At 68.3% G+C, this 11,326-nt stretch carries 11 protein-coding genes; 5 read left to right on the plus strand and 6 right to left on the minus strand.

All coding sequences use genetic code 11. The annotated features are described in order from the left end of the window. Window positions 1-80: 80 nt before the first annotated feature. From ABZS43_RS17880 to ABZS43_RS17895, 4 genes are read left to right on the plus strand one after another with little or no spacing between them, the layout of a single operon-like run. Entirely contained in the window at window positions 81-458 is a 378-nt protein-coding gene (locus ABZS43_RS17880) for a hypothetical protein (protein WP_355037004.1), read from the plus strand. Further along, window positions 455-1,135 carry an ABC transporter ATP-binding protein gene (locus ABZS43_RS17885; protein ID WP_355037005.1) on the plus strand — a complete coding sequence of 227 codons (681 nt, stop codon included), beginning with the start codon at window positions 455-457 and terminating at the stop codon, window positions 1,133-1,135. Before ABZS43_RS17880 ends, ABZS43_RS17885 begins: the two co-directional genes overlap by 4 nt. After that, the gene (locus ABZS43_RS17890; protein ID WP_355037006.1) at window positions 1,132-1,734 is read left to right on the plus strand and encodes an energy-coupling factor transporter transmembrane protein EcfT; all 603 of its coding nucleotides are present in this window, start codon (window positions 1,132-1,134) and stop codon (window positions 1,732-1,734) included. The genes ABZS43_RS17885 and ABZS43_RS17890 overlap by 4 nt, the downstream gene beginning before the upstream one ends. Continuing rightward, a complete protein-coding gene (locus tag ABZS43_RS17895) occupies window positions 1,727-3,121 on the plus strand; it encodes an AMP-binding protein (protein ID WP_355037007.1) in 1,395 nt (464 codons plus the stop codon). Before ABZS43_RS17890 ends, ABZS43_RS17895 begins: the two co-directional genes overlap by 8 nt. A 77-nt stretch (window positions 3,122-3,198) precedes the next feature. Here ABZS43_RS17895 and ABZS43_RS17900 read toward each other — a convergent pair whose 3' ends face one another. The 6 genes from ABZS43_RS17900 to ABZS43_RS17925 form a co-directional block, all read right to left on the minus strand. Further along, a complete protein-coding gene (locus tag ABZS43_RS17900) occupies window positions 3,199-4,389 on the minus strand; it encodes a Dyp-type peroxidase (RefSeq protein WP_355037008.1) in 1,191 nt (396 codons plus the stop codon). Beyond that, on the minus strand, window positions 4,382-4,942 hold the full coding sequence (locus ABZS43_RS17905) for a copper chaperone PCu(A)C (RefSeq protein WP_355037009.1): 561 nt from the start codon (window positions 4,940-4,942) through the stop codon (window positions 4,382-4,384). The genes ABZS43_RS17900 and ABZS43_RS17905 overlap by 8 nt, the downstream gene beginning before the upstream one ends. 263 nt (window positions 4,943-5,205) lie before the next feature. Further along, complete coding sequence (locus tag ABZS43_RS17910) at window positions 5,206-5,733, minus strand: hypothetical protein (protein WP_355037010.1); 528 nt, start codon at window positions 5,731-5,733, stop codon at window positions 5,206-5,208. A 90-nt stretch (window positions 5,734-5,823) separates the two neighbouring features. Next, complete coding sequence (locus ABZS43_RS17915; protein WP_355037011.1) at window positions 5,824-7,371, minus strand: multicopper oxidase family protein; 1,548 nt, start codon at window positions 7,369-7,371, stop codon at window positions 5,824-5,826. Between the two features lie 407 nt (window positions 7,372-7,778). Beyond that, window positions 7,779-8,444, minus strand: a complete 666-nt coding sequence (locus ABZS43_RS17920) for a TetR/AcrR family transcriptional regulator (RefSeq protein WP_355037012.1) — start codon at window positions 8,442-8,444, stop codon at window positions 7,779-7,781. After that, complete coding sequence (locus ABZS43_RS17925; RefSeq protein ID WP_355037013.1) at window positions 8,441-9,328, minus strand: lipase; 888 nt, start codon at window positions 9,326-9,328, stop codon at window positions 8,441-8,443. Before ABZS43_RS17925 ends, ABZS43_RS17920 begins: the two co-directional genes overlap by 4 nt. Window positions 9,329-9,457: 129 nt before the next feature. Here ABZS43_RS17925 and ABZS43_RS17930 point away from each other — a divergent pair, with 129 nt between their 5' ends. Next, on the plus strand, window positions 9,458-11,260 hold the full coding sequence (locus tag ABZS43_RS17930; RefSeq protein ID WP_355037014.1) for a multicopper oxidase domain-containing protein: 1,803 nt from the start codon (window positions 9,458-9,460) through the stop codon (window positions 11,258-11,260). Window positions 11,261-11,326 lie beyond the last annotated feature (66 nt).

Consider the following 11,326-nt stretch of genomic DNA (forward strand, 5'->3'; position numbering starts at 1 on the left):
CTGCCACCGCGGGAAATTCGTGCGGTATCTCCGACGGCGCCGCGGCGCTGGCGGTCACCACCGAGGCACGGGCGGCGGGTATGCCCGCGCTGCGCGTCCTCGGCTGCGCCGTCGCGGGATCGGATCCCGCGCTGCCGGGGCTCGGCCCGGTGCCCGCGATACGGAAACTACTGCGCCGCAGCAATTTCACCGTGGCCGATCTCGGCATCGTGGAGATCACGGAGGCATTCGCCTCGGTCGTCCTCGCCGTGGCCGACGAATTGGGACTGGACGAATCGATGATCTGCCCGCAGGGCGGCGCGATCGCGATGGGACACCCGTGGGGCGCGTCGGGGGCGATCCTGCTGGTGCGTCTGGCGAGTCAGATGCTGTCCGATGGGGGGCCCGCGCTCGGCCTCGCCGCGTGCGCGATCGGCGGCGGACAGGGTATCGCCATGCTGGTGGAGCGTGTGGCGTGAGCGAGATCGTCTTCGAGGCGGTGAGTCACCGATACGGTGACCGGCACGTCCTGCGCGATATCGATATCCGACTGAGCGAACGTCGTATCGGCATCATCGGCGCCAACGGGTCGGGCAAGTCCACGCTGGCGCGGATGATCAACGGCCTGCTGACGCCGACCGCCGGCGTCGTCACGGTGGACGGTGTCGACGCGTCCAGGAAGGGCGCGCAGGTCAGGCGGAAGGTCGGATTCGTCTTCACCGACCCCGACACCCAGATCGTGATGCCGACGGTCGCGGAAGATCTCGCGTTCTCGTTACGCCGCAGCGGCGCGAGCAAACAGGAGATCGCCGCCCGCGTCCGGGAGATGCTCGAGCGTTTCGGGCTCGAACAGCATGCCGAACATCCCGCGCATCTGCTGTCGGGCGGGCAGAAACAACTGCTTGCCCTCGGCGCTGTGCTCATTCGCAGGCCGTCGGTGATCGTCGCCGACGAGCCGACCACGCTGCTGGATCTACGCAATGCCCGCATCGTCGCCGCGGCGCTGGACGCGGTCGATCAGCAGGTGATCGTCGTGACGCATCAGCTGGCGCTGCTGGACACCTTCGAGCGAGTGGTCGTCATCGACGAGGGTGCGGTGGTATTCGACGGTGCTCCCGACGACGCCGTCCCCGCCTATCGACGGCTCGTCGAATGATCGGCCTCTACCAGCCGGGACGTTCGGTGGTGCACCGGCTCCCGGCGGGCGCGAAACTGATACTGCTGATCGTCTCGATCGTGGCGAGCACGATATTCGCGCGAACCCCGTCGCAGGTTCTGGTCGTGGCCGGGGGCGTCGCGGTGTTGTTCGCGGTCGCGGGAATCCCGTGGCGCGTCGCGGCGGCCCAGTTGCGGCCGATGTTCTGGATGCTGGTCGTCATCGCGGTCTTCCAGGTGCTGATCACCTCGTGGTCGCGGGCGGCGGTGGTGTGCGGCGTGCTGCTGATCTCGGTCGCGCTCGCGGCGTTGGTCACCCTCACCACGCGCGTGAGCGACATGCTCGACGCGGTGACGCGGGCGCTGGAACCGCTGCGCCGATTCGGCGTCGACCCCGAGCGCGTCGGTCTGCTTCTCGCACTGGCCATCCGATGTGTTCCCTTGCTGACCGGCATCGTTCACGATGTCGCGCAAGCGCGGCGCGCCCGCGGGCTCGAGTGGTCGGTCACCGCGCTTGTCACCCCGGTGCTGGTGCGCGCCCTACGGACCGCCGATGCCATGGGCGACGCGCTCGCCGCGAGAGGAGTCGACGATGACTGAATTGCTCACCGAGCGGATCGCCGGGCAGGTCGCCCGCGACGCGGGCGCGCTCGCGGTAGTCGCCGCGCGCGATCGGGTCGACTACGGGCAGTTCTGGTCGCGCGTCGATCGCTGTGCGGCCGGTCTCGACGGCATGGGTCGCGTCGCGGTACTGCCGAGCTCCGATATCGAATCGCTCGTCGCCGTGACCGCGGCGATGCGGGCCGGGGTGAGCGTGGTCCTGCTGCACAGGCATCTGCTCGCGGAACAATGCGCTCGGGTTCTCGCCGTCGCCGCGCCGGGCGCGGTGGTCGCAGCGGCGCATCAGCATCCTCGTCTGCGCCGCCTCGGTTGCGAGAGCGTGACCACCGCGTCGGAACTCGAACGCGAAGGGCCGTCGCGGTCCGCGACGCCCGATTCCGAACTGCTGGTCGGCATCACCTCCGGCACCACCGGCGAGCCGAAACTGTTCGTGCGCGATCAGAAGTCGTGGGCGGCGACACTCGACCGATCCGATCGGACCTTCGACATCGGCGCGGGCGACCGGGTCTCGGTGCCCGGCGTGCTCGATCACACCCATTTCCTCTACGGAGCGCTGCACGCCCTCACTCGCGGCGCGGCCGTCGATCTGCGGCCGGCCCTCGACGCGCTCGCCGACAACGCGACCCACCTGTACTCCGTGCCGACCATCGCCTGGGATGTCGCGCGGGCCGGAATCGGCCCCTTCGCCACTGTGCGCGAGGTGCTGTCCTCGGCGGCGCGCTGGCCGAAATCCGGGCGGGAGGCACTTCGCCGGGTGCTGCCGAATGCCTCACTCGTGCATTTCTACGGCGCCTCCGAATTGAGTTTCGTCTCCTACGATCGCGATCTGGGAGCCGATGACGAGAATTCCGCGGGGGAGTTGTTCGACGGTGTGGACGCGCGGATCCGCGACGGGCTGGTTTTCGTACGCAGCGATATGTTGTTCGACGGATACCTCACCGACGGCGGCGTCACCGGCGGTCCGGTCGACGGCTGGATGACAGTGGGCGATCGCGGCCGGGTGCACGGCAATCGGTTGACTTTGCTCGGCCGCGACAGCGACATGCTCATCAGGGCCGGGCTGAATGTCGAACCGGCCGCCGTGGAAACGGCGTTGACCGCGCTCGCCGGTATCACCGAGGCGGCGTGCATCGGTATGCCCGACGCGCGAATGGGGCAGGTTCCGGTCGCGGCCATCGTGGTCGACGCCGACGCGCCGAGTACCGCCGACATCTGGCGTCACCTGCGCGCGACGGTTCCGAGTCCGAGTATGCCGGTGCGGGTGCTCACGGTGCGCGAGCTGCCCCGAACTCCGCGCGGGAAACTGGACAGGCAGGCGCTCGCGGAGATCATCTCCTCGCATCCGCCCGTGGGCTCGCGATCGTGAATGTCCAGGTCGTGGCGCTCTGGACCTGAGCGGCGGCATTCGAGGCAGGCGCCGCGCACGCGCCTGCCCCGAATCCACTACGACTCGAACAGTGTCTGCCCCACGTAGCCCCCCGGTGCGGGCACTCCGGGCAGGATGACGAAAACGGACGACCCCACCGGGGTGGTCCACACATTGAGGGCGTCGAAGTCCGCCAGCCGCTGCTGCACCGGGACGTACTGGGTATCCACATCGCGCTGGTAGGCAGCGAAGAGCAGGCCCGAATTCGAGATCTGCCCTGGCGCGGGCGCGTCGTCGTAGTTGTAGCCGCGGCGCAGGAACCGTTCGCCGTCGTGGGTTCGCCGCGCGCGGGCGATATGCGAGGAGGGCGGGATCACCGGGATGCCGTTCGCGTCGACGGCCGCGAAATCCGGCTCGTCGAACTCCCGGCGCCCGGTCAGCGGAGCACCCTCGGCCAATGTCCGTCCGATGGTGAGTTCCCTTCCCTCCCGGTCGATTTCGTCCCAGGTCTCCAGCGTCATCGCGATCCGCCGCAGCACGAGCGACGTCCCGCCCGCCAGCCACGGCTGGTCGGTGCCATCGATCCACACGAGCCGATCGAAATCGGTTGTCCCTGAGGCGATATTCACCGTGCCGTCGACCTGGCCCATCAGGTTGCGCGGGTTCTGTCCCGGTTTTGCGTCGCGGAAACCGCGCTGCACCCAGCGCACCGCGACGAGCGAGGTGACGCTGCGGCACAGCGCCCGCACGGCGTGCGCAACGGTGGTCGCCTCGTCGGCGCAGACCTGCACCAGCAGATCGCCGTCGCACCACTGCGGCGTCAACCGGTCGACGACGAACGGCGGCAGCGGGCGCAACCAGGACGGGCGGCGGTGCTCCAGGTTCGCGATCGTGAACACCGCAGGTCCCAAACCCACCGTGACCGTCAACCGCGACGGCCGCCGCGCCAGTTCGGGTTCGGCATCGGCGAGGGCGGGGACACCCTGTGTGAGCCGGGCGGCGTCCTCGGTCCATATCTTCATGATGCCGACGATGTCGTCCCGGTCGGTGCCTGGCTTCAGATCGAATCCGACGTAGGCGACGTAGGTCTGCGGGCTGGTCGCGACCCCGGCCTGATGTCTGCCGTAGAACGGTTCCGTCCTCGCCTCGGCGGGGTGGTCCGAATGCCGGGGCGGGGTGAGAGCGCTCGCGCCGAGACCGAGCCCGGCGGCGCCGACGGCGACGGCGCCGCCGCCGAGCAGACGTCGCCGGTTGATCCGCTCAGGCACCGGGCGTGGGGGCGGTGCCGGCGTGGTCGCCCTCGTACTTCTCCTGGTTACCGGCGAAGTCACGTACCTGGGCGGTGAAGGTGGTGCTCGACCCGTCGTCGAAGGTGAGCGTCACCGTGGTTTCGGCGCCGGTCCGCAGCGGAGCGTTGAGGCCCATGAACATGATGTGGTTCGCACCCGGTTCCAGCGCGATCGATCCGCGTGCCGGAACGACGAATCCGCCTTCCTTGGGGCGCATCTTCTTGGTGCCGTCAGCCGCGACCACCACTTCGTGCAGTTCGACTCGCGCCGAAGCGGGACTCGTCGCGGAGACCACGGTGACCGCCCTGTCGCTGTCATTGGTCAACTCGCCGAAGGCCGCGGACATACCGCTGTCCGCCGCTTTGATCCACTGATCGTCGACCGCGATCACGTCGGCGCCGCGCGCGGGGGTCGACGAACTGTCGGTGGACGAGCAGGCCACGAGCAGGAAGGGGATCGCGGCCAAGGCGGCTGCGCCGCGGACGAGGCGGGGGTTGGTGATGTGGATGAACATGAGGTGCTCCGAATTCATCGAGATCGATAGTTATCGATAGTTGTCGCGCCGTCGGTGCGCGCTGTGCCGGGATGACGAGCGGCCGGTGGCCTGCCGTTGCACCCAGGCGATCGCGTGTCGCGCGGTACAGGCGACGACAGGCGACCGGCGTGCGCGACGCGCGCGCAGTGTGGTGGGTTCGCGGGGTCCGGACAGGCCGCCACAGCGGCGGTAGGACGACGCGACCATTCGACCGCCTGTCGGTCGGCCACGGTGTGGAGAGAAATGGTGTGGAGAGAAACTCAGGCGAAGGTGGGTGGTCCCCGGGTACCGACCCCGGAACCGACGAGAAACCACCGTGCCCCTGGCGCGAGACGGGCCGCGCGGACCAGGGGCAGCCGTGTAGCCACGAGCGGAACGGTGTACAGCACCGACAGGGTGCGACGCACACTCGACGCCGCGCGGGCGATGGCGAGCTCCGCGGCGCGAATGAGCACGGCGCCCGAGGGAATGGCGATGAGATGGGCGACCAGCATGTGCGCGGTCATGTGGGGGCCGTGGTGGTGTTCGGGCGACATCGTCATCGCGAGATGACCGATCGTCTGTCCGGCGGCCAGTAGCACCGCGAGTTCGGAGGCGCCTCGGCGCACGCGGGTCGACGCGATCGCGGTGCCGACGACGGCGCATGCGGCGATCAGCAGTGTGATCGAGGACCGGTCGGGGGAGACGGCCCCACCACCCAGGGCATGGGCGGCGATCGCGACAGCACCCGACGCGGCCCCGACGAAGAGGCCGCGCACCCGCGCCGTTACCTCCGCCGGTTGTCGCACACTTTGATACTACAGCCCGTCGTAATTCATTCCCCGGCTGCTCGGCTCGCTAGCCGAACTGGGACCCGACGAGCATCCGCCGACGCCCGTCTACGCGCGCAGGTAGGACATGACGGTCATCATGCCCGCCTCCTGGTGGTAGGCGTTGTGGCAGTGCAGCATCCATTGTCCGGGGTTGGTGGCGTCGAGGTCGGCCTGGACGGTTTGCATGGGTGCGACGACGACCGTGTCCTTGCGCGGGCCGGTTCCGCCGGGTGTGGCGAGCTGGAAGGTGTGCCCGTGCAGGTGCATCGGGTGGAACATCATCGTCTGGTTGGTGAACCGCAGCCGAACCCGCTGTCCCGCGCTCACGTCCAGCGGGGTGCGCTGGTCGTAGTCGCGGCCGTTGATGGTCCAGACATAGTCGCGGGCGGCGGCCCCGAGGGTGATATCCAGGGTTCGGTCCGGTTTGCGCTGCGGTAGTCGCACGCTGTCGGCGGCGACCAGCTTGTCGGCGGTCAGCGGCGCGGCGGTGAGTTCGGTGGGGCGCGCGTCGGCCGCGGGCGCGGCGCCTGCTCCGGTGCGGACGAGCGCGAGTCCTCGCCCGGTTTTGCCCTCGGCGGCGGCGACGAGGGGGAAGACGCCGTCGCCGAGTTCGATGATCGCGTCGTAGCGTTCGCCCATGCCGATGAGCAGGCTGTCGGTGGTGATGGGCTGGACGGGGTAGCCGTCGGTGTGGGTGACGCGCAGTCGGTGGCCGCCGAGGGCGACGCGAAAGGCGGTGTCGGCGCCGGCGTTGATGATCCGCAGCCGCATCCGCTGCCCGGGTTTGCCGGAGAGGGTGACCGGGTCGCGGTCCGTGCGGCCGTTGATCAGGAAGTACGGGTAGTCGTCGACGTCGCCGGCGTCGCTGCCGAGCGGGGCGTTGGGATTGGTCGGCATCGACATGCCGCCCATGTTCATCCGATTCATCCCGCCGCCCATATTCATGCCGCTCATGCCGGTGGCACGCAACTGCCGCAGTTGGGTGTCGGGGGTGCGGCCGTCGACTCCGTCGAGCCAGTCGTCGAGCACGATGACAGCCTCGGTGTCGTATTCTGCGCCGTCGGCGGGATCTTCGATGATCAGCGGCGCGTACAGGCCGCGGTCGAGTTGCGGCCCGACGTGTGGGTGCAACCAGTAGGTGCCGGGGTCGGGCACGGTGAATTCGTAGCCGAAGGTGCCGCCCGGCGCGATCGGGGACTGGGTGATGTCGGGGCTGCCATCCATGTCGTTGCGCAACGCGATGCCATGCCAGTGAATGGTCGTCGGCGCGGGCAGGGCGTTGGCGATCTCGGCGCGCAGCACCTCGCCGCGAGTCAGCCGGATCTCCCGGCCGGGCAGACGGCCGCCGTAGGTCCAGGTCTGAACCTGTACCCCGCCGAGGTCGACGGTGGTGGGTTCGGCCCGCAACGACACCGCACGCACGGCGGCGTTCGCGGCGCGGCGTTGGGCCTCGGCGTCCCGGACCTCGCCGGAATCGGCCAGGACGAGGTCGCGTACGGATCGGGTGTCGTTCGAGCAGGCGGCCAGGGCGACCGCTGCCGCCGAACCCGCGGTGAGCGCGAGGAATCCGCGCCGGTTCAACGGCGCGATGGCGGGAAATCGGTGGGGCGACATGAATGCTCCCTGGGTGTGAACGGCTGCGCGATCACAGCGCCATCATAGGTCGCCGTATCGGCACATCCATCACATCGGTCGGCGGGTGTGGGATCCGTCCCGGTCGGGCGGGACTTTCGGCCTCGCGGTGCGGGCCCGCCGACTCTGGTCCCGGTAGGAGTGGCCGACGATGATGAGGGACGCGGCGACGCACGATGACAGCTGCCCGCCGACGGGTGGTGCGAGATCGAGGAGTTGGACCTTATGGACATGCAATCACCGATGATGCAGGTCATGCACGCGATCATGATGTGGCTGCACCAACAGGGCATCTGTCCGATGCAGATGCCGATGCAGATGTGAACGTGAGGACCCCAGGAGGGTCGTGATGCTGTGGCCCGACGATTTCGTGGCCTCGGCGAATCAGGTCAATTCCTCATCGGAATGGTCAGCAGACCGATGATCGCCTGGGCTTCGTCCGAGGTCGGGGTCGGCAGGCTGCCGCGGCCGTGAATGAAGCCGATGCCCAGGTACACCATCGCGCCCGCGCGCAGGCGTGCCTGTTCGGCGTCGAAGCCGAGATCCAGCATCGCCTTCTGCACCGTTTCGAAGATCTGCTGATCCATGGCGCGCACCGTCGCGGCCACCTTCTCGTCGCTGCGCGCCCACTCGCGGAAGGTGGCTTCGGTGGCCCAGGTGCCCTGGTCGATGAGATTGGCGGCCATATTGGCGATGCGCTGCTCGACCGGAATGGATTCGATCGCGCCGAGCGCACGAATGATCTCGCTCTGCCGTGCGCTCCACCGATCGGCCATGGCGGCCATGAGCTGGTCGACATCGTCGAAATGCCAGTAGAAACTGCCCTTGGTGACGCCGAGTTCTCGGCACAGCGCGGGGATCTTGACGGCGGCGACGCCTTCGCGCGCGAGGAGCGCCAGCGCCCCGTCGACCCACGCCTCGTAGGACAACCGGGCGGTGCGACCGCGGCTGCGTTGCTGCGCCGCCGCCTTGCGTGATCGGCGCGGCGACGAGTCCGCGGCGTCCGCGTCGGGGGTCTGGATGCCGTCGGCAGCCGGTGATCGGTCCGGTGTCATCGGTGCGGCTGCGCGTCGATTGGGCTCACGTCTCGATGGTAGGTGAAGGGTTCGCGCTGGTGCCCGAGCGCGGCGATCGTCAACCGCGCCACGGCGGGGTCGTCGAGGAGGCGGAAGTGGTCGACGGCGTTTCCCGGTTGCGCGTCCTGGACCACCGCCACGTACATTCCGGCCGCGTCGGCCGACATCGGGGGTTCGACGAGAATATCGGTCCGCGAGATGATGTTGGTGTAATCGATGCCGGGGGTCGGTATGCCGTCGCGGTGCAGCGCGGTCAGGAAATCGGATCCGGTGACGAGCTGTCTGCACCCCGCGCACTGCGGGTCGACCAGCGGCGTCTCGAGGGCGAGCACCGCGTCGTAGGTGCCGAGATCACGGCTCAGCTGCTCGATGGCGCCGAGTGCCGCGATATTCGTTCCGTTCCAGATCGGCCCGATGGTCACGAAGTCGCGGAGGGCGGGCGGGGCGCCGAAGTGCTGCAGAAAGTACTGCGCCACAAGTGATCCCGATCCGTGCGCGACGATGGCGACCGGCGTGGCGCCCGCCGCGTCCAGCGTGCTCAGCACCTGCGCCAACTCCGCCGCGCTGCTTTCCATGGTCGCCAGTCCGGCCACGCGCGTCCCGCCGCTGCCCAGGATATCGGTCGCCGCGCTGACGCCATAGGTGAAGGACGTGGTGCAGTACCCGCTGTCGTGCAATGCCGCTGCCATGGAGCCGAACTCGGACTGATCGCGACCGATGTCGTGGACCAGGACGGTGGTCGCCGAGCACGCGCCCGGGGCCGAGGGTTGCGCCGAGGCGGCGGGCACGGTGGCGGCGAGGATGCCCAGCGCCAGAGACGCGGCACCGGCTGTGCGGGCGATGATTCGAGATCTGCTGGTCACCGAGATCCTCTCGCGAGGCCATCGATGGACCCGCTCTGATTACCATCCAAAATAGTACCGAACACTGTACTTGATGGTACGGTCACCGCTGCGGGGTGCGCGACGAGGCCACCCGAGAAGGGTTCGAAGATGAGACAGCCGATCGGGCGGCGGCGTTTTCTGCGCGGTGTCGGCGCTGGTTTGATCGGCTCTGCGTTGGTCCCGCCCCCGACGGGGTCCGCCGATCCGCTGCTGCCGTCCGGGGCGGAAAGCCCGCTCCTCTTCCATTCGCCGAAGGTCGAACCGTTCGTCGACGAGCTGCCTCGGATCCCGGTCGTGCGCGCGGACCGGTTGGAGCTGATCGCGTCGTCGACGACGCATCGATTCCACCGTGACCTGCCGGAATCACCGGCGCTCGGCTACAACGGGATGTCCTATCTCGGCCCGACGATCGAACATCGGGCCGGTCGACCGCTGAATATGCGTTTCACCAATCGGATCGGCGCGCATCCCTTCGCCGCCGATATGGATACGAGCGTGCACGGCGTCTCCGAGAGTTTCCGCACCGCACCGCCGACGTCACTACATCTGCACGGCGGCGTCACGCCGCCCGGCAGTGACGGGCACCCGGAACAACTCGTCTTTCCCGGCGGAAGTATCGACCACGACTTCCCGCTCGCGCAGGACGCGGGGCACCTGTGGTACCACGACCACGCCATGGGCATCACGCGAACGAACGTCTACGCGGGACTGGCCGGAATGTTCCTGTTACGAGACGAATTCGACTCGGGCGAACCAGAGAATCCGCTCGGCCTGCCCGCGGGCGAATTCGAGGTTCCGCTCGTATTGCAGGAGAAGATCTTCACCGCCGACGGACATCAATCGATCCGCTCGACCTTCATCGTCCCCGAAGGGGGATGGGAAGGCGGGGCCGTCGGCGATATCGGGATTGTCAACGGCAAGATATGGCCGCAGCTTCCGGTGGCCCGCGGACTGTATCGCTTCAGGGTGCTCAACGCGGCATCGTTCAGTGTCTGGAATCTGTTCTTCGGCAATCGAATGCGGTTCTGGGTGATCGGCAACGAGCACGGGCTGCTCGACGCGCCGGTCCCGGTTCGGCAGCTGCGTCTTTCCCCGGGGGAGCGCGTGGATCTACTGGTCGACTTCTCCGGCTTGGCCCCTGGCGATTCGGTCGAACTGTGCAACGACGAGGCCCCGGTATTCCAGGCCGCGATCCTCGGCGAGGTCGCCATGCCGGTGTTCTGCCGGTTCCGCGCCGAGGATCGCCTCGGTTTCACCGGCCCCGTCCCGGACCGACTGCGCGGCGGCAACCATCGGCGCGCGGCGCTGGCACCCCTGGCGATGCCGACGGTGATTCGCGATGTCACCGTCAGTCAGCCCTATGCGGTGCGCAACCCGCCCGCGATCATGTCGCTGAACAACATCACCTTCGCCAGTCCCGATATCGAGATGCCGAAACAGGGCACCGTCGAACAGTGGAACATCATCAACATCACCCCTGACCCGCACCCGATCCACCTGCACCTGGTCACGTTCCGCATTCTGGGCCGAGCTCCCCTGCGCACCGTGGATTACCAACTCGCGCATCCGCAACCGCCGGTCGGGGTGAAATGGGCGCCGTCGGCGGACGGCTTCCTCGCGGGGCCGATGCTCCCGCCCGAGCCGTGGGAGGCAGGCTGGAAAGATGTCGTGCGCGTCGACGGCGGGACGGTCACCAGCATTATCGTCCGTTTTCCGACCGCCGAGGAACTCGGCTTCGATCCCGACGCGACATTCCCACGCCTCGGCGCACACGAGCACCACGGTCACACGGGTGCGCACGCGGCCGACGGCTCAGCCGAAACCGCTGTGCTGCAAGGCTATGTCTGGCACTGCCACATTCTCGACCACGAAGACCACGACATGATGCTGAAATACCGGGTGGTGCGATGATACGGACAGCGGCTGTCATCGGGGTGTACCGGGGACCGGTGAGTTCGGCGTGACGACGCTCGGACA

The organism is Nocardia sp. NPDC005366, assembly GCF_040606855.1.
In the GTDB taxonomy this organism is placed as follows: Bacteria; Actinomycetota; Actinomycetes; order Mycobacteriales; family Mycobacteriaceae; genus Nocardia.